Origin of the sequence: Paenibacillus sp. DS2015 (genome assembly GCF_050433705.1) — a bacterium.
Lineage (GTDB): Bacteria > Bacillota > Bacilli > Paenibacillales > Paenibacillaceae > Paenibacillus_AQ.
In genome coordinates, this window is record NZ_JBNPWS010000007.1 from 93,759 (window position 1) to 117,565 (window position 23,807).

Consider the following 23,807-nt stretch of genomic DNA (forward strand, 5'->3'; position numbering starts at 1 on the left):
ACTTAATGGAGTTTAACTGATTCTGTTGTTATGTTAATTTCAGTTTCTCAAGGATTACGTCGTCACCGTTCGGGTCTACAACTTTCATGGTAGTTAAACGAATGATTACAACCATCACTCAACTTCATTCATAGCAACAGAATCCAGAATGGCATATCCAGATCAGCAATTTTCTTAAGTTAATCAGGCTCTAACGTAAAAATTAGAAACCTTACTCACGCTTTCCACTATCTTAAGTGTTATAGTACCACAATTTGCATTGAACGGATTTCAAAAACTTGAAATTCTTTAAATATCATCGATAACTTTTCAGAAGTACATCCTAGCAGCGTTCCAAGATGAATCTTGTTGCCTTGTTGGAGAAATTGAATCGGTGCTAAAACCTCGTTCCTCATGAATCACTTTGAACCGTAGATAATGAAACGAGGACAGGACCGGCAAAATCCGAAGCTTCCTTGCCTTTTGGATTGTGAAGACGGAAAAGGAAAGCGTCACCTGTTATTGACTGCCACACGATATAATCGTTAATCCCTTCACCACTCGAGACTTGAAGATAGATCTCGGCGGAACCCAGGGGATGCTCGACAAGCTCACCACTAAAATCGGATACTTCGCCGAATTCTTTCAATTCCTCTTTTCCTGCAGTTTCAAGTTGCGCTAGATCATAATTTGCAGGAAGCGATTCGATTTCGACATCGTATTCCGGAATACTGCTAAGAAACAGACGTCCTTTGTCAGCGTCGAAAGCAAATTTTTCGAATACGTATAAAGAAAAGCCATCACCTTGATGCAATGTAGCCGAATGTGATTGATTACCCTCACCCGTCATCAAATCAAAACTTTCGATCTGGGGACGCGTCACTTCGGGAGCTTTCTCGTTCTCAGATGCAGGAGCGGTGACCGCTTCATTAACCGGTGTTGAAGTTTCAGGGTTGGTGGCAGGTTCATTTGCTCCTGAGCATGCTGATAGCGATAGAACCATGACGAAAATGGATATTTTCATGATAGCAGAACACTTTTGATACACGTTTGATCACGCCTTTCTATCGTTAATCCATGCACATTTCATTACTACAGTTGATGTTCAGACAACCACTGATTTCATGATATTTGCAGTTGGTAAGCGTCCATTGAGTACTGTTGCGGCAACATCATTTTATGTTTGTTATATGAATATGATTATTTGTGAGTTATTACCCAATTTGAGGGTTTAGAAACGTAAACCCCGGACGTAAGAAACTCTATAACTCCGTGGATTTCTTCCTCAATCGCATATGAGTTAAACTCATCGTTGTAATGTTCTTTTGAATCAACTTCTTTTTTATTCGCCATGATAACGTAAGCTTTCAATTATAATTATTGCGACCAGACCAACAAATATATGATCACAAGATCAGCACTAGGTATTCCCCGTCCTCCGGACCCAGAAGACGTATACGGCGGAAAATGCGGATTATAGTCAGTATCGTATAAAAACCAAACAAACAGATTAAGGACACGTGCCTTAACCTGCTTGTTTGGGTTCATTAGTTTCAATATAGTTTGGCTACCGCCTCAGGAGTAAAGGCTTGAATCTCCTCCATCCTGCCCTCCCGGATTTTTGTCGCCCATGCCGGATCACCCAGGAGCGCGCGTCCGACCGCTACCAGATCAAATTCTTGATCTTCCAGCCGCTTTAGCAGCTCCTCCATCCCTTTGTGGTCCGCTTCCTCTGCCTCTGCGGGATCATTATCCATGCCTACGGAACCAACGGCAATCGTTGTTTTCCCAGTGAGCTTCTTCACCCATCCGGCGAAGCCAAGCTCCGAGCCTGCAAATTCCGGGTCCCAGAACCGACGGGTCGAGATGTGGAAGATATCCACCCCTGCTTTTACCAGCACATTTAGAAATTGCTCCAGCTGCTCTGGCGTATCCACCAGCTTCGCCGTGTAATCCATCATTTTCCATTGGGACAGCCGAATGGAGATTGGATAATCCGGGCCGACTGCAGCGCGGACGGCCTGGACAATTTCAGCTGCAAACCGGGTCCGCTTCAGGAAGTCGCCGCCATAGCGGTCTGTCCGCTGATTGGTTTTTTCCCAGAAGAATTGGTCGATCAATAAGCCATGGCCGCCGGAAAGCTCAATCAGCAAAACAATATATTATTATTGTTATGTAGTATGAAGTGGTTATTTTCTAAAATACAAAAAAAGCATTTCTCATTTCAAAGAACGAAATGCTCTACTTGATTAACTAATTTGTTGCTTTTCTGTAGAAAGATCACATATATCTATGCGATATGCTAGAAAATGCGAGGGTTAAACTAAATTATAGTCATATTTATCCATACAATAGTCTAACAACATTCTTTTTTATTCATCCGGGGCTATATGTCTCTTTTTGAAAATACATAAAGATAAAAAATCCTGAATCATCAGGCTTTAGTGAAATACTTATACACTTATTAATCTGTATTTATTTGCTCATTCTTAAACTAATACTGGCTATTATAATTAAAGTATATTGTTTATTCTGAAACTCGGATGATGATTTTCCCAAAAGCTCCTCGGCCTAGATGTTCATATGCTTCAATAGCTTCATTAAATGAGTAAACGGTATCGATAACGGGTTTAATCTTCAATTCTTCAAAAGCCTTGTTCATATCATCGAATGCTTTGCGGTGACCGACATAGATTCCTTGTATATTAGCTTGCTTAGCTAGAAGTGAAAATAAGTTAACTTCCGCCATCATACTTTTCAGAAAACCAATAATATAAATGTGTCCTTGTAGAGCTAGAGCTTCAATCGAATGATTAATGCTATCTCCGCCAACCACTTCTAAGATATGCTCTGCTCCTTTACCGGATGTAAAAAAGTGAATAATACTGTATCCAATGTGATCTATCAGTATCATTCACCCTTTTGGAGATACGAACCAATTCGGTTAATTGCAACTTCATTTCTTTTATAATACGTCCATTTACCAATACGAGTAGCATTAACTAACCCCGCTCGTTGTAATATAGAAAGATATTGAGATGCAGTAGATTGATTCATATTTAACTTACTAGTTATTTGACTCACATATACCCCTACTTCAACAAGATCGATCCCTTCCTGGGGTGAAAAATGAACTTCTGGATTCTTCAGCCATTCCAAGATTTGAAGACGAGCATCATTAGATAGTGCTTTAAAAATATCGATTGGTTTATTCATGAAATCTTTATATATTGTTTATTTGCAATATGTCAAAACTATATAATGTAAATATGATTACCATTTTATCCTCTTACCAAGTTTATTTCCTTTTAAGATAAGCAAAGATCATAACTCAAGGAGTTTGACTTTCATGCTTTTCTCCTTTAGAGCGATCTAGATATTTTTAACGTTCCATTTTTCAAAGCTATGGGATCTGAACTCGCGCTTATTGGGTAAACATCCCTAGTCATTTCATTCTCTATAATAATAAGACACTTTATAATCCATAAAGTTCCAAATATCATGTGTATCTATGATGCGGTTCATCGTTTCAATATTTCTATTATTGGATACTTTTAGATAGAGAGATCAATGTGTTGGTTAAAATTGCATTTTACAATAACATGCTTTATAACTTAAGCAGAGGTGAAGTCGTAGCTATCGTCTAGTAAATATTGGGAGGTTCACTCTATGGAGTTTAATATATTTGTAGTGGAAGATGATCATGCGTTATTTGAAGCGTTGAAAACAGGACTTGAAGCGTGGGATTTTAGGGTTACGAGACCGGATTATTTTGATGAGGTCATGCGTTCATTTCAGGAGCAACAACCACATCTCGTTATCATGGACATCACGCTCCCTAAATTTGATGGTTTTCATTGGTGCAGAGAAATTCGCTCCGTATCCGAGGTGCCTATTATTTTCCTATCCTCACGCGATCACCCCTTAGATATGGTCATGGCGCTTAATATGGGGGCGGATGATTTTGTCCAGAAACCCTTTCACGCGAATGTACTATATGCCAAAATCCAGGCTATTCTTCGCAGAACTTATGCTTATGGAGAAGGCCAGACAGATATTCTCGAATGGAACGGTGCTTTGGTTGATTTAAAACGAGGCGTTATCCGCAAATCAGATGAGGAAGCTGACTTGACCAAAAACGAATTCTTTTTGTTGATCGCACTCGTGAAAGCTAATAATACCATTATCTCCCGTCATGACTTACTCCGTAAGCTATGGGAAGACGAGCAGTTCGTAAATGATAATACCCTTACAGCTAATGTCACCCGGTTGCGAAATAAATTAGAACCGCTGGGACTTTCAGACGGAATTGTCACAAAGAAAGGGATGGGTTATATGGCCGTCACTTTATAGGAGGAATAGTGCTATGTTCATCCGTTACATCTTAACAAGAAAAAGCTGGATTCTGCTATTTGCTAGTTTACTAGGATTGACCGATGTACTTATCCTTTTCGAGCAAGGAATTCATGTTGAATTGACTTCCCTCCTTTATTTAAATGCTTTATATGTCATTATATTTCTTGTGTTTTTTCTATGGCGTTACAAGAAAGAAACTAAATATGTAGCAGCCCTCGCTAAGCTGCAAGAAGTCACGGCCTCGGATTGGATGGAGAGTCTTCCCGAACCTGATAATCATCTGGATAGCATAACGAACGATGTATTACGAGAGGCCTTTTACCAGTTCAAACGTAAGCTTTCTCAATTGAAGGAATCCCAGTTGATCGAAAATGATTTTACAGCTTCCTGGATTCACGAGGTTAAAACGCCTCTTACCGCTATGAAGCTGATCTTAGACGCACGATCGAGTGATGCGGATCTACGTAGAATCGAATCAGAATGGCTGCGGATTCATTTACTTATTGACCGCCAGCTGTATATGACTCGCCTTCCGGCCTTGGAATCAGACTACGCGCTTGAACGAGTCTCGATACAACGTCTTGCGGCAGAAGAAATCCGAGAACTGGCCCCCTGGTGTATGGAGAAAAATTTGGCAGTCGGCATCGAAGGAGATGATGCCATGGTCGTTACAGACCGCAAATGGTGCCGCTTTATCCTCCGGCAATTATTGACTAATGCCATTAAATACAGTCCCTCCGGCAAGGCTATTACATTCATAACAGCGATGTCGGAGAAAGAGAATATTATCCTAGATTTGATTGACGAAGGTCCGGGGATACAACCGCATGACCTGCCACGTATTTTTGATAAAGGATTCACAGGCGAGAATGGAAGAATTCATAATGCTGCTACCGGACTTGGGCTCTATCTTGCCCAGACTGTAGCAGGGAAAATAGGCGTTGCACTTCATGTCCAAGCTGGTCAGAGGCAAGGTACGACGATGCGAATCACTTTTACGGACCCCAATGCATTCGAAACGGTTAGAAGAGGTCAAGAGGACAATATCCCGTTATAAACAGCCAAGATTATTCTTGACTGTTTTTTTAAAATCTAAGAAAGTATAAGTTTCACTTGAATCAATTTCATAATCGCCGATGTAGCTAAATCGGGTTGCGTAATTATGAAATTGATTCTATATACCTTATTCCTTATATTTCCGTTGAAACGGGTGCCGTCTTTGAAAAAGGACGGCATTGCCGTTTCTACTTGTGAACATGACAAATTTGTCATGTACCTCTTCAACTCGTCACCCAGAACGTGCGACAAGGCGGGGAGTTCAACGTACACTTAAGCTACAATCAAATTTAGGAGGTTCAACATGAATGAATGGAATGAACAAGAAACAGTCTTACACGCTCGCAACGTTCACAAATCATATGGTTCAAAGGGCGGTGCCCAACAGGTATTAAAGGGAATAGATTTACGTGTTCTCCGCAAAGAATTCGTAGGAATTATGGGTCCCTCCGGTTCTGGGAAGACAACATTGCTTAACGTACTTGCAACGATTGACCGGACTACAGATGGCACGATTCTAATCGAAGACAAAGATATCTCTACCATGAACAATACCGCCCTTTCAGCATTTCGCCGAAACAAGCTTGGATTCATCTTCCAGGATTATAATCTTCTAGACACATTAACGGTTAAGGAGAACATCCTCCTGCCTATCTCACTTAGTAAAATAAGTAAAAAGCAGGCAGAGAGCGAGTTTACAGCAATTGCTGATGTGCTTGGAATCAAGGAACTATCGCAAAAATACCCGTTCGAAATCTCTGGTGGTCAAAAACAACGCACTGCCGCTGGACGTGCCCTTATCCACCAGCCTTCCATCATCTTTGCAGATGAGCCTACGGGTGCCCTGGATTCAAAGTCCGCATCATCGCTGTTGTCTGTAATGGATGAGGTGAACCGGACAAGAGAGGTCACGATTATCATGGTCACGCATGATCCAGTCGCATCCAGCTACTGTAACCGTGTGGTGTTCTTAAAGGACGGGAAGATTTATTCCGAACTGTATCGGGGAGAGAAATCCAGACAGTCATTCTTCAAAGAAATCATCGACGTGCAGGCTGTATTAGGGGGCGACCATATTGACAGTCACTGAATTAGCACTTCGTAGCATGCGGCAAAATGTGAAGCATTACTATTTGTATTTCTTCGCTCTAATTTTCAGTATGAGTCTGTTCTTCGTCTTCGCTTCCCTGCAGCACGATCAACAGGTCCAGTCCATGCTGGATTCAAGCGATAAATTTCTGGTGGCTTTTCAATCTGCAGCAATATTGCTTATAGTGATTATCGTAATTTTTGCAGTCTCATCTAACCGTATTTTTATGCGCCGGCGTAGTCGTGAAATCGGATTGTACCAGCTCATCGGTCTATCCAAAGGCTGGGTTGCTCGTTATCTAATCATTGAAAATGTTCTACTCGGTCTAGGTGCGCTGCTATCAGGGATTATCTGTGGAGCACTGGTATCCCGTCTGTTTGTCCTAATTCTAATGAAATTGCTCCGCTTGGATGGCATGCCTGGCATAGATTTTTCTTTCCCAGCAGCCATCGAGACGGTGATCGTCTTTGTTCTCGTTGTAATGATTACTTCCGTTGAAATCGTAGTAATGATTTATCGCAGTTCGCTGCTAAATTTATTTCAGGCTGATCAACAGCCTGACCTATCCAGCAAGCCTCCGACTTTTCTTACTGCCATTTATGCCGTGCTTGGTGTTGTGCTGCTTGGCTATGGCTATGAATTATCAGGTCGTATGGTAGATGAGCAATTAGTGTTGAATGCATTATTGGTAATGGTATCAACTATATCAGGAACCTATATATTGTTCCGTGTGACGATCAGATGGTGTTTCTCCTGGATCCGTCGACGGAAACAAGGGCATCTAGGATTGTATAACAGCTTGTCACTTGCTCCGCTCATGCATCGAATGAAAGGTAATGCCAACTCGCTTACCTTGATTACTGTGTTATCAGCTCTAACCATTACACTTGTAACTATAGCCTATTCTTTTTATTACTCTGCAGAGCATGACACCCGCATGGCTATGCCTGATGATTTCGCATTTGAGAATAGACAACTGGATGCACAGTCGTTTACGAGCGAGCTGGAGAGCAAAGGAATTCACTTCAACCACTATACAATTGAAGCGATCCGGACAACGGGAGTGATCCTGAATCGACTAGATGAATCCAGCCGTAGGGAGGGAGATTTGATATGGATTCCGGCCGAACAGCTTCAAGATTCGGGGAGAAATTTAGCCGCACCTGCCTATGGGGAGGCATTCCAATATAATGTAGGGGGATTAAATACATTTGACGACATTGATCTCTCCAAACGTTATCCCACAAGGATTGAGCTCCAGGCAGATGGACAGAACGTCAGCTATGTACTAAATGAATTAGTATTGGAGAATATGCTTAATTCCAATATATTGGGAAGTCAGATTGTAGTGTCAGAAGCCACATTGAAAGATATCGAGGATAGAATGTTTAAAACTCCCGAGTTTGAAAAGGTACAGTTTGACACGTACGTCATTCCGGACAAAACGGAGCTTGCGCTAGCTTCCTCCCTTTACGACAAATATAAACTAGACGAGCACTTTTCTTACGATTTCTATTCACAATATAGAACTGCACTTGAGTTTACCGGAATATTGATTTTTATAGCTGCCTTTCTAGGACTCGCTTTTCTTGCCTCTACAGGCAGTATCCTGTATTTCAAACAAATGACTGAGGCTGAGCAGGAAAAACAGAGCTTCAGGACACTACGGCAGCTTGGGTTTGACGAGAAGATGCTTATGAAGGGTATTGTGCGAAAGCAGATGGTTGTATTTCTACTCCCGCTAAGTATCGGAGTGCTTCATTCGATCTTTGCAGTTAAAGCGGCTTCCTTCATGTTTATTTCGGACATTACCATTCCTACGATCATTTCGATAGGAGCTTATACTTCCATCTATTTTCTGTTCGCTCTCTTCACTCTCGGTTACTATCGAAAAGTCGTTAAAAACGTTATGTTATAACAACTATTATTAGGAGGTTTATTTCGATGAAAAAAAAGTTTGTTTTTATACTAATCGCAATAGTTGTTTGCTCGGGCATGTATATAACATTCAAACGGGATTTTGATCAATTCAACCCATTATATAAGGAACAATATGTCTATGCAGTCATCAATAAACCTGCCGAGACTGAAGGTAAAAATGAATGGACCCGCTACAGATATAATCTGACCGGTTACACAGCGCAGGGTGAGAAGACAGCAATTACTTTCTCTTCAAGTCAAGAGCAGAACCAGGACACATATGTGAAAGTACTTGCCAAAGGAGCCTACACGAAAAATTGGACATTAATACAAAAGGAAGAGATTCCAGAAAACGCATTGAAGTTAATTCAATGAGTTCCAAAAGCTTGGCAGCTGGCTACGAACCAAACGAAGGGTTCCATGACAACGATATGTCGTGGAACCCTTTCTTTTCGGTTTCGTTTTTATTTAATATTACCGCCCGTATAGGAACGGTATAATAGAAAACAAATGATAATATATAATATAAATGCCATTATACAGCGTGAATATGGATACACGCACCGTATTATGGCATTTTCACATCTATTTATATGTGCTCTGTAATATATATTGATTTACGAAAATGAGATGATGGAGGATTCGCTCAGTATAGATTTATGGCTGGCTAATCTGATTTTAGAGTCTTAATGAGTAGTCTGAGATACGCCATTCTATTCTCTCTATCAACTAATAACGGCCCCCAAAAGTTAGCAATGCCCTGATATTCTGAAGGATAATTAATGGATGAAGTGAATATTAGGTACTTGTAGTTGCTACTTGCTTCATCACCAGGTATAAGATTACGCAACGCTTGCCGCATCAGATTCCCTATTTCTAAAGATAAATCGATTATTTTCTTTGAAGTCTCATCCTTCTCGGCTAGGTTCATCGAATGGTTTGTAATTACCATATTTCCTGGAAACCTCAATGAATATTCCATAATCTCATTGGCAGCTAGTAACAATTTTTCATCATCGCTATATTCGTCATTCTTCAATATCAATAGTACGCTCAGGCTGTTCTCATTATAGAACTCCTTGACCAGTCTTAACATCTGATCCTTAGTTCTAAAATAATAATTAATGGCGCTTACATTAACACTAGCTTCCTTGGCTATGGCCCGAATGGATATATTGCAAGTCTTGTTGATTCCCATCAAGTACAACGCCCGATCCAGAATACGTTCCTCTATGTTCGTTAGCTCTCTCATTTGCCACCCCTTACACTTATTAATCCATAGCATACTATATTGACATACGATATGTATAAAAAATGTATGAAACAACTAGGTAACCATGGGAATGAAAGATACCGATTGCATTGTTGCAATCGGCTCCCTCTAGCATAATCAATATTATAAGTTCAATACCGCCTCATGGGCTTCATGAACCGCATCCAAGACTTTTCTTACCTTCACACTATCGCCAACATTTACAATATTGATCTTATTTTTTAATGAATTATAAATAGCTGTATTCGGTAAGAAACCCATGGCCAGAACAACATTATCGCATGGTAGAATTTCTTCTTGTTCAGAGGTCTGAATCGTTACGGATTGGTCATCAATCTTAACCAACCTGCTGGAAAGTTTGAAGCTAATATTCGGATGCTGCAGCATTTGATGGAGCATCATCGCATTCTGAATAAATACAGGCTCGGGTAATATCTTGTCGGCCATTTCAATCACGGTTACTTTCTTTCCGTTATTGGCCAATACAAGCGCCGTTTCGCAACCTACTAAGCCGGCACCGATGACCGCCACACGCTCACCAACAAAGACGCTGTTCCGTAATACATCCGTAGCAGTGGCAACATGAGATTTTTGAATTCCAGGGATGGACTTAGGCTTTAATGGCGAAGCGCCTGTTGCATGTATGACCACTTCAGGGTTATAGGCTAATATAGATGTTTCCGTAGCCTCTTTACAATATTTGATGCGAACATTTAATTTTTTTAGTTCAATACTGTAATAGTGAAGCAACTTCTCTCCATCCCTTTTAAATGAAGGCAAACATGCGTTATAGAAATTACCGCCCAAATGCTCATTTTTTTCCCAAATTTCCACATCATGTCCTGCTTCAGCAGCAGTAATTGCGGCGTGGCATCCGCCTGGACCTGCACCGATGACGAGAACTTTTTTTCCCTCAACTACCTTCTTCACGTTTTTAATTCTCTCGAATCCTGCCAGTGGATTTACTGCACATTTGATGCTTTCACCTTCTACGACGCTTTTGATGCACCCTTCATTACAGTAAATGCAGGAGCGAATCTCATCCGTTTTGTTATTCAGTACTTTATTCGGGAAATCCGGATCGGCAAGAAAAGCTCTGGCTACCCCAACAATATCTATCCATCCGTTTTGAAGTGCAACTTCAGCCTTGCCGATATCTCCCAATCTGCCATTTGTGATCACAGGCAATGACGTAACTTCCTTCACCTTTCTAGCTGCGAGAATCTGAGTAGTCGCTTCTTGCTGATAGATTGGAGGCATAGCCATATACCAGTTATCGTGGCATCCCGTATCAACATGTAAGGCATGTACACCTTTCTTTTCCAGCATCTTAGCGATTTCAAGCCCCTCATCCATTCCCCTATATCCGAGTTCTGGCGGCAGGAAATGAGAAGGCGTAAATTTAACAATCAGAGGAAAATCACTTCCCAGTTCATGTTGTATGCCTTCAATAATCTCATTCAAAAACCGCATTCTATTCTCAAAGCTTCCCCCATATTCATCTGTACGCGTGTTCCACTTTTGAGACATGAATTTATCAGTTAAATATCCACCATAGGCATGAACTTCAACCGCATCTGCACCTGCCTTTTTGGCAAGACTTACTGTTTTAAACACTTCAGCCTGAATAAACTTGATTTCAACTTTTGTTAATTCTTCAAAATTGTTTTCGGAGCCAGGGTACAAAGGCAGTGCAGATACACTAGCCGGCATGTTTCGTTCAGGAGATTTTCCACCTAGTCCAACACCTGGCATGATTTGAATACATATCTTACAGTCATGTTGATGAGCTTGATCCACAAGACTCTTAAACCCTTCGAAACTTTCTTCTGTCAATGTAGCGGAAGGGCCATGTCCATCAATCGCTTCAGTAGCAATTACATTCGTCAAGATCATTGATGCACCACCTTGAGCTCTTCGAACATAATAATCGACCGTTCTTGCATCAAAATTACCTAACTCGGGTCCCATAGCTGCCATAATAAATCTGTTTTTAAGAGTTAATTTTCCAATACTAATAGGCTGTAATGACTTCATACGAATCCCCCTAAATTCCATACGTGTATGGTTGCAAGATTTTCGATACAGAACTTCAGAACCTGTACTTGTTAAAAATGTAACAATGTTATTTTAACCCTGCTAAAGGTGTTAATCAATATGTTTAAAACAAAATGTTTGTCTAGTATATTACAATTTATATTCAGCTATTTTCAAAAAAAAGAACGCCCCCACGCTTTTAAGCGGGAAACGTCGTGCATCACCGTCTGCAGGCAACGGCTGGAGCGTAAGCATTCTATATGCGAATGGTGTTATAGTCTCTGGATATGCGTGTCTTTAAAATCCGTTACATATTTCAATCCGTAGCCCATCATTCGGTCCATACCGATATGAACCATCCAGATGAAGCCAATCATAGTGAGGAAGTCGACCGATAAAGCTATCCCCGCTAGTAACAACAGCAAAGGCGTGACGAACGTATGGGCAAAATTATACAGATACGCTCCCGTCTTTTTGCTGACCGCATAACCGATCATGAACACGTCGGGCAGCATCAGCAACAGTAGGAAGATCGCCCAACTGTACCCATTCGAAAAGTATAAATAAGTACCTAGCGCCAGAACGACCAAGCCTTCGATTCTAATCAATTTCTTATTCATGGTTTTATTCTCCTTTTTCCTGGGCTGCAGATCGAATTCCGTCAAGCATCCATCCGATTCCCCGCGACACTTGCTCGAGGGAGATCGGCTCTGGAGACAGCGGTACAGGAGCTTGAAGCGTCAATCCGTCGATAACGGCCTGGATCAGTGACGCTAAAGTCTCCTTTTCACTCCGGTCCAGCTGCAGCTCCATGCGATCAATGATCTCCATAATGCCCGATTTCATTTCCTTGTACAGTTCCAGCAACTCTTTAGCGAGCTTTTCGTTGTTCACGCTCTCCGTCCAAAGGCTGATCAATAACGTGAACCACTCCGGGTTTTCTTTTCGAAATTCAACTACGTGGAGCAACCCCTGCTGAAGAATCTCCGCAGGAGATAGCTGCAGATCCAGCTTCGCAAAGGCCGCCTTCATTCCTTTGTTGATCATCCACTCCCTGACCACTTCGACCAGCAGCGTTTCTTTCGTGCTGAAATGGTACCCGATCAACCCTTGAGCCACGCCCGCCTTGGCCGCAATGTCTTTCATGGTCGCTTTCGTGTAACCCACCTGCCCGAATGACGTGAATGCCGCTTGCATGATGGCGCTTCTTCGTTCGTCCTGGTTGGACGGTTGTGTTTTAGTCATTGCTCGCTCACTCCAATACTGTTTGATTGATCAGTCAGTTCCTATGAACTCATCATAATACTGTTTGTTCGAACAGTCAATAGTTTTCATGTATTCAGGCGAACTAAATTTATGATCCACCCTTCAAAGATGTTTTTTGTTCATTACTTATTCTTCTCTCAGATACTCTACCTTTTTGAAGATTATTAAACGAAGATTTAGAAAGAAGGACTGTCGGTAAATTTCGCCGACAGTCCTTCTCTTCCAAGCAGTATATTCCTCGTCCTATTCGCCGGACAATTCCTTGAGCGATTTGATTTTACCATGGGGATGCTGTTCTTGCTTTCGTGACTTCCAGGCAGCTTCTTTCCTTCTCTTCTGGTGTGCCATAACAGATATCCTCCTTTGGAAAATGGATTGAGATGTATACCACCTTCTTATTTTGTCTTTCCTCGGCTCTGTTCATTCATAATATTAATTCGTTGGATTTATGGTAATGCTTACGCTAATAGCCGCATTTATAAAAATATGGAACCAACCACAGCCTTGGATCGGAAATAAAGACTAGACTGCCAAGGCTTTATTATATTAACGTATAAGGGAACCGTTGTTCATGTTTTTTAACAAGTCCAACACGTTATGAAAATGAATTTCGCTCAGTTGTTCGACGACCTCTTCCACAACCAAATTCTCAGAATCTGAAATCCACATACAAATCACACCTACTAATCCTGAGATCATGTACTCCAAGCCGATTTTTATTTTTTGATTATTATAATGATTACCGATACCGGCAAGCATAATACTTTTTAATGCTTCTTTTAAATATGTCGAAAAGTTAGGATAACCATTCTGACTAAGCATCGTTTTAAAGAAAACCATGTCGGCTTCGATCACTTTGAACGTTTCGCTTAAGATTGATATAAATATGTCCCTATTCATTTCATCGATATCTTTCATTTCCAAGTTAATACAAACATTCAATTTTTCAATGCTCTCCTGACATAAATTCTCCATCAAATTAGGTTTGTCCACATAGTGTAAATAAAAAGTGTTTCGATTGATCATAGCTTCTTCGGCAATGTCCTGTATCGTTATCCGTTCGTAACCTTTTGTTTGAACTAACGTCAAGAAGGCTTCTTTAATAGCCTTCCTTGTTTTTATTATACGTAGGTCTACCTTATCTTTGCCCATTTAAAAAGGCTCCTTTCAATAAAGATAATGGTCAATATTTATCATTGTGACTATTAATTATCACATTGATAAATATTGACCATTGAACACATTAATTATGCGTTATATGATGAGAAGCGTCAATTGTAAATGCAATTGCAATAAATAGATCAACAATTAGGGAGATAAACATATGAAAACATTAGCGATTATTGGAGCAGGTAAAGGTTTAGGATTGTCTTTGGCAAAGCGTTTCGGTAAGGAAGGCTTTCAAGTCGCATTAGTTGCGCGAAATGCAGAGAGACTTCAAAAAATGGTAGATGAACTAACAACTGTTGGTATCGAATCTTCTTACTTTACAGCTGATATTTACAGCAAAGAAGAAATCGAAACGGCTATTACAGCAATTAAAGAAAAATACGGCAAAATAGATGTTTTAGAAGTTAGTCCGGTACCAGGTAATTATCCTCCAACTTCAGTTTTAGAATTAACAATTGAAAATGCTCGTGATTCATTCGAAGGTTATGCAGCGAGTTCAATCAATATCGTAAATGCAGTTTTACCGGATATGCTTGCGCGTAAAGACGGCGCGTTATTATTTACAACAGGCTTCTCAGCATTACACCCAATGGCGATGATGGGTAATATTGGCGTTGGTATTGCGGGTCTACGTAACTATGTTGCGAACCTTCATACTGAATTAACGGACAAAGGAATTTACGTTGGACATCGTTCATTAGCTTTATTCATTACTGAACCAGGGTCTGGCAAAGTGAGTGATCCAGATGTGATCGCCGATATGTGGTATGAAGCTTACACTGAGAAAGAAGTTTGGGAACAAGAGTATCCAAAGGGTATTACGGCAGAAGCACTTTTATCATTCCACGCAGAAAACAACTAATACTGGAACTTCACGAGGGAATGCAACATATATTTTTGAAAAGAAATGATATATCAGGAATAAGAGGCTCGGTATGATCCCCTCATCTTAAGCAGTTATAAAAGAGTCCGTTTCTTTGAATTTTCTGGGCGTAGCTCCTCTAGACTGCTTGAGCCTTCTTAATCTTCTTATAGTGGCAAATCCTTTTCCTTAAAGACACGTATACCAATCAGATAAAGTACAATACCTACAGCACCAAGGAGAATAAATTGAATCACATAAATGTCATTGTTTATGATTGCATTTGTATCAAATAGTGAATTCAGTGACAGATACTTAAATCCCTCCAGGCTGCTATCGACCTTCCCCATCATTTCAAAGAGAAAGAAAGCAAGCGGTATACCTGCACCAAAAGCCAATGAGTTTTTGGATAAATTGAATATACAAGAAAATAAGAAAGAAATACTGCTTGTTGCAAACATTAAGAGAAATAAACCTACATTGAGCATAATCAAATCTGAAATATTAAGATCAATATCACTCTGGAAAGTGTGAACAGATAATACCCCTACGATTGTTAAGATTACAAACATGGCCACAAGCGATAATACTAGGTAGATCGCCTGTGTTCTAACTACTGTGCTTCTTTTTATAGGCGTTGATAACAAGTAAGCCATAGAGCCTCTATCTACCTGCGCTGCGATAAGACTGTTAGCGGTCATAATAACGAATATTAATGGTAAAATAACACCATGTATCGAGTAAAAAGTTTGAGCGAGCATGCCAAGGAATGTAGTTGATCCTAATAAGCTCGCAAGTGGCGTGTCCTTCACCATCTCCGACATACTAGATAACGTACTTGCATCGAAAACAGCTATGAGTACGGCACATAAAACACTCATGATGATCGTGAAAATAAGCCATAGCTTAACATTGGTTTTCAATGTTTGTTTAAAGATCGTTTTACTAAACATTAGTTTTCTCCTCCTTTAGTATAGACTTCTGAAGTATTTTTCGAGTGTGTACTTGTTTTCGGTCATAAACTTGATATTATACACTTTGAGCACTTTGAAGAGCGTATTGATATGACGATCATGTATCTTTACAATGACTTGATTTTTACTCTCGCGTTTATCTGCAAAATCAAATGGCTCTGACAAAAAGCGTTGGTATTCCTCATGCGAAGTAAACTCTATTTTGTACATCTTCTCTTCATTGTGTTTAACCTCGATGGTTGATTTTACAGCAATAATTTTACCGTCTTTGATAAGCGCAACTTTGTCACACGTATGTTCAACTTCTTCAAACATATGACTCGACATAAATATCGTTTTGCCTTTCTTCTTTTCTTCGTTTAATATATCTACAAATTCAGCTCTCATCAGAGGGTCAAGTCCCGTTGTGGGTTCATCTAGAATCAAAATATCAGGATCAGCCATTAAGGTAGCGACAATTGCAGTCTTTTGTTTCATTCCTTTTGACATTCTTTTTAAGTTAGCTGTTGGATCAAGTTGAAGTTTCTCTATGATGGTATTCGCATAGGACATATCTTTGAGTCCTAACAGCTCAGCTTGCTGTTTTAGGAATTCTGTTCCCGTTGGAGCATCGGGAAATGCGATCTCACCAGGCGTATAGCCTATTAATTTTTTAATTTCAGCCGAGTCCTTCCAGCAGTCCATTCCATTTATTCTTACACTTCCGCTTTGTGGTTTTAAGAATCCCATCAAGTGACGAATCACCGTGGTTTTGCCTGCCCCGTTCGTACCGACAAAACCAAATACCTCACCCTTTTCAATCGAGAGGTTGATGTTAAAAATGCCTTGTTCTTGGCCATAATCCTTTGTCAAATTATTAATTTCTATCAATGGCATTATTGTTGGCACCTCCCTCTGTCTTAGAGTTTCGGTCATAAAATTTCATAAAGTAATCTTCAAGTGTAAACTTGATCTCAGAAAAGAACTTCAAATCATAGTCTGATATGATGCTTATGAACATGTTGATGTCGGTATCATTTACTCGTACTTCCGCTTGATTTTTATGCCTTTTTAAAGAAGTAACTTCTATATATTTTTGAGACTGAACCTCTATTCTAAAACGTTCGAACTCTTCATTGGAATTGAATTCGAATTTAAAAGATTTACTCTCGTTGTGACGAAGTTCATCTGAAGTAAAAGTGGAGATTAGCCGTCCATCTTTGATCATTGATATTTTGTCACAGGTTGCGTCAATCTCATTAAAGATATGACTCGATAGTAAAATCGTTTTCCCCTTCTCTTTTTCCTCTTTGATGAATTCAATAAATACACTTTGCATAATAGGATCAAGTCCACTTGTAGGCTCATCAAGAACAAGAATGGCGGGATTATGCATGAAAGCTGTTACAATTGCGAGTTTCCGCTTCATTCCTAAAGACATACGTTTTAAACTGCCCGCAGGATTAAGCTCGAATTTTGAAATCAAATAATTGGTGTGAGTCATATCATTTATCCCACGCAAATCAGCCATCATCTTAATAAACTGCGTACCCGTCAATGATTCAGGCAATGCAATTTCGCCGGGCAAATACCCTAGATTCTTTTGAATATCACTGGCCCTCTCCCAGCTATTCAATCCATTTACTAAGGTGTACCCCAACAGAGGACGAGAAAATCCCATGATATGACGAATCGTGGTTGTTTTCCCAGCTCCGTTCGGTCCTAAAAAGCCGTAGACTTCACCTTTTTCAACTTGGAAAGTAACATCGAAAACACCACGATTATGACCATAATCTTTTGTTAAATGCTCAATCTGCAATACTGGCATATTAAGACTCCCTTCAGACCAAATGATATATTAGGAAGAGGTTTCAACAAAACAAATCGAGACACAAAAAAGCCTACAAAAACAGTCGCTAAAAAACTCAAAAGCTGATCAGTAGACTTATCTATACCACGTTGCTTGAACTCTTCTACCGCACGAGTAGTAAACTATCATTTCAATGAGTGGTTATGTAAGCTATTTTCAAACACATATACATATACTTATGCACAGTATATCAATGTTATCCAACCTTGCGTCTGTAGACTACGTTAACCATTTCAGAAGACACTAACATGATACTAAAAAGGATGAGCAAAATTATTGGTACCATAGACATTCCAAATTGGCTTGCAATAATACCCATGACTAGTGGAATTAGTGTTGAACCTGTATAAGCGCTTGCCATTTCAAGTCCAATTACACTTGGGGAAGCTTTTTTCCCAAAACGTTCCGGTGTTGAATGAACAATACTTGGATAGATTGGTGCTCCTCCCAACCCGATAATAAACAGGGCTCCCGCTGCAATCCAATATGGGACCGGCCAAACAAGAATTAAAAGTCCAAAACAGCCAATGATTGCACCATATCTTATCAGATGTTTACTAGATACGTTAGTCGAAAGAAATCCTGATATCATTCGTCCAAGGATGATTCCAATATAGAATAAGGAAGATAAAGCTGCTGCTGTGCCAGGATAGACCCCTTTATTTACTATTAAAAAGGATGCCATCCATAGACCAATAGCTGTTTCCGAACCATTGTAACAGAGCATGGCAATCATGGACATTTTCACGCCTGGGATTCGTAAAGCCTCTCTGTTGCTGATCAGCTTCTTTTCATCGCTCCTTCCTTCTTCTATTCCCCTCTTCTCGAAAATCTTCCATAAAGACAATGACGCCAATAATATCCCCGCAATAGTAAGCAGAAGTAACCCTACCGTAACGTATCCTACACGCCAGTTGTTATCATGGTTCAGCCCAAATGACATTACAATTGGACCCGTAAATGCTCCAATTCCCCAAAAACAATGTAACCAGCTCATATGTTTGGCTTTAAAATGCAGAGCTACATAGTTGCTCAATGCAGCATCCACAGACCCTGCACCTAAGCCCAATGGAATAGCAAGAAGAATTAAAAATATGAAATCCTCTGAAATAGAGAATCCCAACAAAGCAATCGTTGTAGAGAGCAAACTCAACAATGTTACCTTTCCCGTGCCATATCTGTGCAACAATCTGCTAGCAAATAAACTCGATATTACCGTACAGAATGAGACTATTAACGATATGTAACCTGCCATTTCTGTTGTGGCACCAATATCGTGTTTCATAATGGGCCAAGCGCTGCCTAGCAAAGCGTCTGGCAATCCTAGACCTATAAATGCGAGATAAATAATAATTAGTAGTAGCGTTACCAACTTGCTTCTCTCCTCATTTGTACGATTTTGTTCCATATATACGCAATCTATGGAATTCATTTCTCCTTATCACTTTTCCTTTATTTTTCTTTACCTCTTTTTCATGTAACAATCTGTCATTTTCATCTGATTCCAACTTTGAACATAATCACAAATATAATAATATTGATATATCATTGTGAAATCTCACTGTATTTTGATTTAAACTATCAATATTATGATAATTCACGTTGGAATTGATCGAAGGTGCAAAACATGGCATATCAGAATTCTCTGAAGAATCCAATGTAGAGTAAGTAGCTCCATTTTTAGATAGTGTATGTTACATGAAATAGCACTGTTGGAGGCAATACGGATTTTGACATGGAAAGAAAGATGGAAGAAGGAACATTGAGGGAGGATCAGATTCAGGTATCAAACGGACTGCAAGCGATGTCCCCTTATCGCATCGGCGAAAAAGGCGATGGAGACCGGTACAAACCTGTCTGACAAAACTTGGATCACCATAGAAAACGGAATATCGACTTTTGGTCAATACCTCGCATACTTGAGTAGAATGAATCTACATGGGTCCTTTAACAACATTGACCTGAGTAATGGCTAAAACCAGCTAATCGGTACGGTGACCGTCGATTTCCAGCATTTTACCCAGGTCGGCTTGGATCATGATACGGTGGGGGGGAACGATTGCTGACCAGTCTCTGGTAAGCAACTTGTTAAAATTCGATAATAACTCTATCTCTCCGTTTAATACGATCTTATCGATAACTACATCAATTACTGTTTACTTAAAGGCTGAAAAAGGAATAACAAATTGCGGCATGCCGTCAGCGAACGAGGTGTATTCATAGGGCTCAAAGTAAATAACGATTCCACTGCGATTAAGGAAGAAATTCCGATCCGGTTCTATTGTTTCAAAAGGAACCTGAAGCGAAAGTTGACGGTTTTTAATTTGGGTTTTGATATTTTTGTTAATGATCGAAACATAGTCTGCGCTACCCTGCACGGCATCTTGTAATGTAATTTCAGCACCTGTAGCTAAATCGAAAGTATAAGGAACACGTATAGGATCGCCATGTGCTCCACCTAAATAGATATAATAATCCATATAAAGACTCAGTTTTCCCTTTTCGTTATAGCTAACAGTATAGCGGCCATCGAAGCTCAACTGGCGGTCATCCGTTTCTGACTGGTTCATCAACTTGGTGGCGGCGGTAATTTGCTTATCGATTTCCTTCTTCACAAATGTATTAATTTTCTTCTGAACCGCATTGTTGGAGTAACCTGAGATAACAGGATAATAGACCAATAAGGATTTCCCATCTCCATCTGCACCTATGACTTCAGATTGGATCTTAAGCTCGTTTTCCTGAATGGCCTCAATTCCAATCAGCTTTGTCCCTTTCTGGTACGTTACATCGTACCCCAAATGTTCTAACAGGTATCGTAATGGCAAATAGGTCGTAGAATCCTGCACAATCGGATCCGGACCGGTGAGAAGCTGACCATTCAGCTGCATGGCATTGTTCTTCAAATTGATCTCCATGACGCGGTTTTTGCCTTTAACTTGAATCATCTGGGTTGAATTATTGAAATTGGTGGATAGACCTAGTGCCGTATTCAGATTGCGCAGTGCAATATAGGTTGTGCCGTTTTTATTGATTGTACCGATATTTTGTTTAGATCCTTTAATGTTAAAAGACTGTTGTGCAATTTTATATTTGGGACTGGCGGCTTCTGCATGATCAGCAGATAATATTGAGACTCCTGGAGACACCAAAACACCGATAGCGAGTGTAAGTGTAAGTAACGTTGTTTTCCAGTTATTAGTTTTCATTTGATTGAAATCACCCTTTCATCTAGTAATACATACCCTTAACGATAAATCTTGAACAAAAGTTGCAATTTAATGACTTGGGATAACGTGGAATTCATACTCGTTAACGAACTTTATTACTCGCTCTTTTTCGGGGTTCCGTCTTACTTGCAAATGTTACGTCATGTCAGCGAGTTCCAAACAACTTCACCCGTCAAGAAATGCAATTCATCATCAGATAATCATCTCATATGTAATTCAATATCTTCTCCTGTTAGCTCAACAAAGGACTACCTCTCGGTAGCCCTTTCATTATCAAACTATATAGTTAGTTTATATGTCCAAACAATCTTAGTTTCATCTGTTTCTGTATACCAAGTTTATTATTATAATAGGTATGTCGGATGCCAAGAGTCACACCACATTTCCGAACTCTTTCCTTATAAAGCATATATAGAACACTTTAATTTCTATAGGTATAAGCTTCTCTTACTCCTTTTCAGGGAACATCCCCGTGGAGATGGCGATTCGATTCCATGCATTAATGGTATTGATTGCCATGATGATTACCACATATTCTGCCTCATCCACGTGCGCCCGAACTCTTTCATACAATTCCTGTGGTACGCCTTGCTCGGAAATAAGAGTTACAGCTTCCGTAAGCTCAAGCACTACTCTTTCTTTGTCGGAATAAATGGGTGCTTCGCGCCATGCGCTAAGTAAATAAATCCGCTGCTCCGTCTCGCCCATTTTCCGCGCATCCCGTGTATGCATGTTAAGACAATAAGCACACCCGTTAATTTGTGCTGCTCTGATCTTAATGAATTCATATAGATTTGCATCCAACCCACTTGTCTTAATAAACTCTTCCAGTTTCATCATCACTTGCATAGCACCTGGGCTTGCAGTGATATGATTTAATCTAGCCTTCTTCATACTAATCTCCTCCGTGAACAATAACTTTTATCTTGCCTCATAAACTATAATATAGATGACATATATCGTCGATTAACCTAGTCTATAATATCTTTTTACTTTATAGATGTCAACCAAAAATCAGGAGTCATTTAGATGAAAATCCTTAAATGCCCCTATTTGACAAGGGTTTTAAATCCACCTAAGATGATTAAAAACAACCTTTATATTTAGAGAGCAGGTATTTGAATGCAGTATAGTATTGGCGTTGAATATGGATTGCATTGCTTGGTGTATTTAATTGATATTCCTCCTGATTCAACCATTGGAATTAAAGAGCTTTCCGCGTTTCAAGGTGTTTCGGAGACCTATCTTTCGAAAATTTTCAGCAAATTAACAAAATGTGGTATTGTGAGTTCTGTCCCTGGTGTAAAAGGGGGCTATAAGTTGGCCAAGTCTCCTGCGGAAATTTCCTTTTGGGATGTAGTTGAAGCTGTTGAAGGTACTACCCCCATTTTTCAATGTAAAAACATCAAAAATAATAGCTATCTATGCCGTGATGAAGAATATGCAGCATGCACTCTAGCTTCTCCCTGTGTGATTAACATGGCTATGCTCGAAGCTGAAGATAGTATGCGCAATGTTCTGCGTAACAAGTCACTTACTTGGTTAAATGAAGAGCTTGATCGCGTATTAACTCCTCAATCACGCAAAGATACTCGTGAATATTTTGCTAATATTAATAATGTTTAATAGGTGAATTTAAAAGGGATATTGCTGGACAGCACTGGTGGGATCAGAAAAAGACGGTAGCCTTTTCACAGGCTACCGTCTTTTCGTGCTCATTGGAAACATTTCCTCATCCCATCTTGTAGTCGGCGTTGATAGAGCTCAGGCTCCTCGATATCGAAAAGATTAATCTTCCAGCACATCTGCTCTTAATTCGCTTGCAACCTCAATCATTATGGGGATCACTGCTTCATTAGTACCAGACACGTATATATCTCCCTGATAATGTCTGAATGGGATCTTAGAATTGTCGTAGCTCCACATGAAAAAATCTCCCTCAATGGACATGCTCGTAGATCCTGCCACCGTAAATACAGGGGTGTAGGAAAAATCAGGTTTAGACGCAAAATACTGTTTACACTCTTCTAAAGATATGGTTTGTGCTGAAATACTATTTTCCTGAATTGTTCTTGTGATTCGATAGCGTTGACTCATTGTAATGCCTCCAATAAAATAATTTCATAAATCTTTTGTCATAAATACACTATATGGGTCCTCCACGTAATTGGAAAACGGTTCACAATATTGAAACCCAACACTCGCATATAGTCTCTTAGCTGGCTCGAAAGCTTCCATAGAACCCGTTTCCAAACTTACCCTTCGATAGCCGCGTCGCTTCGCTTCTTCAATGATGTGCTCAAGGAGTCGCTTGGCAACACCCTTCCTTAAATGTAATGTTGCAGTCCTCATTGATTTTATCTCTCCATGTTGACCATCAAGTTCTTTGAGTGCCCCACAGCCAATCAATTGATCTTGTTCCCATACACTCCAGAATGTAATTTCTGGTTTTTTCAATTCCTCAAGATTTAGGGCATGTATACTTTCTGGTGGGGAATGTAATGCCATACTCTGAAGATGTTCCCCCAATAATTCTGCCACTTCTGATCCATTTAGATCATCTATTTTAATATCCAAAAAGATCACTCCATAATCTCTATTATATTAATCACTAGTATATGTTTTTTTATAGTCATACTCAACTATCCTGCCCATTAATTCGGTGGATTCATGGCTTATTCCGGTGTTTAACATTAAGTGATTCCCTTTACTAGCTGCCGGTAAGATAAATAATAGGCGTCTTCC

Annotated in this window: 26 protein-coding genes and 2 pseudogenes; 9 read left to right on the forward strand and 19 right to left on the reverse strand. The window is 39.9% G+C overall.

What is annotated here, in order from left to right; genetic code table 11:
- Window positions 1-239: 239 nt before the first annotated feature.
- The 5 genes and pseudogenes from J2T13_RS08790 to J2T13_RS08810 all read right to left on the reverse strand — a co-directional run bounded on the left by J2T13_RS08790 (window position 240) and on the right by J2T13_RS08810 (window position 3,195).
- Entirely contained in the window at window positions 240-395 is a 156-nt protein-coding gene (locus J2T13_RS08790) for a hypothetical protein (protein WP_429370344.1), read from the reverse strand.
- The gene (locus J2T13_RS08795) at window positions 392-1,003 is read right to left on the reverse strand and encodes a hypothetical protein (protein ID WP_429370346.1); all 612 of its coding nucleotides are present in this window, start codon (window positions 1,001-1,003) and stop codon (window positions 392-394) included. The genes J2T13_RS08790 and J2T13_RS08795 overlap by 4 nt, the downstream gene beginning before the upstream one ends.
- Before the next feature lie 529 nt (window positions 1,004-1,532).
- Window positions 1,533-2,126, reverse strand: a pseudogene (locus J2T13_RS08800) (12-oxophytodienoate reductase); the annotation flags it as partial.
- A gap of 380 nt (window positions 2,127-2,506) precedes the next feature.
- Window positions 2,507-2,893 carry a zinc-binding dehydrogenase gene (locus J2T13_RS08805; RefSeq protein WP_429370348.1) on the reverse strand — a complete coding sequence of 129 codons (387 nt, stop codon included), beginning with the start codon at window positions 2,891-2,893 and terminating at the stop codon, window positions 2,507-2,509.
- The gene (locus J2T13_RS08810) at window positions 2,890-3,195 is read right to left on the reverse strand and encodes an ArsR/SmtB family transcription factor (RefSeq protein ID WP_429370349.1); all 306 of its coding nucleotides are present in this window, start codon (window positions 3,193-3,195) and stop codon (window positions 2,890-2,892) included. Before J2T13_RS08810 ends, J2T13_RS08805 begins: the two co-directional genes overlap by 4 nt.
- 453 nt (window positions 3,196-3,648) lie before the next feature.
- Between J2T13_RS08810 and J2T13_RS08815 the strand changes: the two genes are divergently transcribed.
- The 5 genes from J2T13_RS08815 to J2T13_RS08835 all read left to right on the forward strand — a co-directional run bounded on the left by J2T13_RS08815 (window position 3,649) and on the right by J2T13_RS08835 (window position 8,776).
- The gene (locus tag J2T13_RS08815; protein ID WP_429370350.1) at window positions 3,649-4,332 is read left to right on the forward strand and encodes a response regulator transcription factor; all 684 of its coding nucleotides are present in this window, start codon (window positions 3,649-3,651) and stop codon (window positions 4,330-4,332) included.
- A gap of 13 nt (window positions 4,333-4,345) precedes the next feature.
- Window positions 4,346-5,392 carry a sensor histidine kinase gene (locus J2T13_RS08820; protein WP_429370352.1) on the forward strand — a complete coding sequence of 349 codons (1,047 nt, stop codon included), beginning with the start codon at window positions 4,346-4,348 and terminating at the stop codon, window positions 5,390-5,392.
- A 303-nt stretch (window positions 5,393-5,695) separates the two neighbouring features.
- Window positions 5,696-6,481, forward strand: coding sequence for an ABC transporter ATP-binding protein (locus J2T13_RS08825; protein WP_429370354.1), 786 nt, complete (start codon window positions 5,696-5,698; stop codon window positions 6,479-6,481).
- Window positions 6,468-8,399, forward strand: coding sequence for an FtsX-like permease family protein (locus tag J2T13_RS08830; protein WP_429370356.1), 1,932 nt, complete (start codon window positions 6,468-6,470; stop codon window positions 8,397-8,399). The genes J2T13_RS08825 and J2T13_RS08830 overlap by 14 nt, the downstream gene beginning before the upstream one ends.
- Before the next feature lie 26 nt (window positions 8,400-8,425).
- On the forward strand, window positions 8,426-8,776 hold the full coding sequence (locus tag J2T13_RS08835; protein ID WP_429370358.1) for a YxeA family protein: 351 nt from the start codon (window positions 8,426-8,428) through the stop codon (window positions 8,774-8,776).
- Window positions 8,777-9,068: 292 nt separating this feature from the next.
- Here J2T13_RS08835 and J2T13_RS08840 read toward each other — a convergent pair whose 3' ends face one another.
- From J2T13_RS08840 to J2T13_RS08865, 6 genes are all read right to left on the reverse strand, one after another.
- Window positions 9,069-9,653, reverse strand: a complete 585-nt coding sequence (locus J2T13_RS08840; RefSeq protein ID WP_429370360.1) for a TetR family transcriptional regulator — start codon at window positions 9,651-9,653, stop codon at window positions 9,069-9,071.
- Between the two features lie 144 nt (window positions 9,654-9,797).
- Window positions 9,798-11,711, reverse strand: a complete 1,914-nt coding sequence (locus J2T13_RS08845) for an NAD(P)/FAD-dependent oxidoreductase (RefSeq protein ID WP_429370361.1) — start codon at window positions 11,709-11,711, stop codon at window positions 9,798-9,800.
- A 272-nt stretch (window positions 11,712-11,983) separates the two neighbouring features.
- Complete coding sequence (locus J2T13_RS08850) at window positions 11,984-12,331, reverse strand: DUF4260 domain-containing protein (protein ID WP_429370363.1); 348 nt, start codon at window positions 12,329-12,331, stop codon at window positions 11,984-11,986.
- A gap of 4 nt (window positions 12,332-12,335) precedes the next feature.
- Window positions 12,336-12,956, reverse strand: coding sequence for a TetR/AcrR family transcriptional regulator (locus J2T13_RS08855; protein ID WP_429370364.1), 621 nt, complete (start codon window positions 12,954-12,956; stop codon window positions 12,336-12,338).
- 264 nt (window positions 12,957-13,220) lie between these two features.
- A complete protein-coding gene (locus tag J2T13_RS08860; RefSeq protein WP_429370366.1) occupies window positions 13,221-13,325 on the reverse strand; it encodes a DUF6254 family protein in 105 nt (34 codons plus the stop codon).
- Between the two features lie 198 nt (window positions 13,326-13,523).
- Window positions 13,524-14,129 (reverse strand): TetR/AcrR family transcriptional regulator, encoded by a 606-nt coding sequence (locus J2T13_RS08865; protein WP_429370368.1) that lies wholly within the window; start codon window positions 14,127-14,129, stop codon window positions 13,524-13,526.
- Window positions 14,130-14,301: 172 nt separating this feature from the next.
- Between J2T13_RS08865 and J2T13_RS08870 the strand changes: the two genes are divergently transcribed.
- Window positions 14,302-15,009, forward strand: a complete 708-nt coding sequence (locus J2T13_RS08870; protein WP_429370370.1) for an SDR family NAD(P)-dependent oxidoreductase — start codon at window positions 14,302-14,304, stop codon at window positions 15,007-15,009.
- A gap of 167 nt (window positions 15,010-15,176) precedes the next feature.
- Here J2T13_RS08870 and J2T13_RS08875 read toward each other — a convergent pair whose 3' ends face one another.
- From J2T13_RS08875 to J2T13_RS08890, 4 genes are all read right to left on the reverse strand, one after another.
- On the reverse strand, window positions 15,177-15,962 hold the full coding sequence (locus J2T13_RS08875; RefSeq protein ID WP_429370372.1) for an ABC transporter permease subunit: 786 nt from the start codon (window positions 15,960-15,962) through the stop codon (window positions 15,177-15,179).
- A gap of 15 nt (window positions 15,963-15,977) precedes the next feature.
- Entirely contained in the window at window positions 15,978-16,859 is an 882-nt protein-coding gene (locus J2T13_RS08880) for an ABC transporter ATP-binding protein (protein WP_429370374.1), read from the reverse strand.
- Complete coding sequence (locus J2T13_RS08885; protein WP_429370376.1) at window positions 16,840-17,790, reverse strand: ABC transporter ATP-binding protein; 951 nt, start codon at window positions 17,788-17,790, stop codon at window positions 16,840-16,842. Before J2T13_RS08885 ends, J2T13_RS08880 begins: the two co-directional genes overlap by 20 nt.
- Window positions 17,791-18,028: 238 nt before the next feature.
- Complete coding sequence (locus J2T13_RS08890) at window positions 18,029-19,204, reverse strand: MFS transporter (RefSeq protein ID WP_429370377.1); 1,176 nt, start codon at window positions 19,202-19,204, stop codon at window positions 18,029-18,031.
- A 363-nt stretch (window positions 19,205-19,567) separates the two neighbouring features.
- Between J2T13_RS08890 and J2T13_RS08895 the strand changes: the two genes are divergently transcribed.
- Window positions 19,568-19,693: a hypothetical protein gene (locus J2T13_RS08895; RefSeq protein WP_429370379.1), complete on the forward strand. Its 126-nt coding sequence runs from the start codon at window positions 19,568-19,570 to the stop codon at window positions 19,691-19,693.
- A gap of 295 nt (window positions 19,694-19,988) precedes the next feature.
- On the opposite strand, the gene J2T13_RS08900 is transcribed toward J2T13_RS08895, so the two are convergent.
- On the reverse strand, window positions 19,989-21,041 hold the full coding sequence (locus J2T13_RS08900; protein WP_429370381.1) for a stalk domain-containing protein: 1,053 nt from the start codon (window positions 21,039-21,041) through the stop codon (window positions 19,989-19,991).
- Between the two features lie 72 nt (window positions 21,042-21,113).
- Between J2T13_RS08900 and J2T13_RS08905 the strand changes: the two are divergent.
- A pseudogene (locus tag J2T13_RS08905) lies at window positions 21,114-21,224 on the forward strand (MFS transporter); the annotation flags it as partial.
- A gap of 285 nt (window positions 21,225-21,509) precedes the next feature.
- Here J2T13_RS08905 and J2T13_RS08910 read toward each other — a convergent pair.
- The gene (locus tag J2T13_RS08910) at window positions 21,510-21,956 is read right to left on the reverse strand and encodes a carboxymuconolactone decarboxylase family protein (protein WP_429370382.1); all 447 of its coding nucleotides are present in this window, start codon (window positions 21,954-21,956) and stop codon (window positions 21,510-21,512) included.
- 228 nt (window positions 21,957-22,184) lie between these two features.
- Between J2T13_RS08910 and J2T13_RS08915 the strand changes: the two genes are divergently transcribed.
- Window positions 22,185-22,688, forward strand: a complete 504-nt coding sequence (locus J2T13_RS08915; protein ID WP_429370384.1) for an RrF2 family transcriptional regulator — start codon at window positions 22,185-22,187, stop codon at window positions 22,686-22,688.
- 162 nt (window positions 22,689-22,850) lie between these two features.
- Here J2T13_RS08915 and J2T13_RS08920 read toward each other — a convergent pair whose 3' ends face one another.
- Complete coding sequence (locus J2T13_RS08920; RefSeq protein ID WP_429370386.1) at window positions 22,851-23,159, reverse strand: hypothetical protein; 309 nt, start codon at window positions 23,157-23,159, stop codon at window positions 22,851-22,853.
- Window positions 23,160-23,183: 24 nt separating this feature from the next.
- Window positions 23,184-23,639 carry a GNAT family N-acetyltransferase gene (locus J2T13_RS08925; protein WP_429370388.1) on the reverse strand — a complete coding sequence of 152 codons (456 nt, stop codon included), beginning with the start codon at window positions 23,637-23,639 and terminating at the stop codon, window positions 23,184-23,186.
- Window positions 23,640-23,807: the final 168 nt, after the last annotated feature.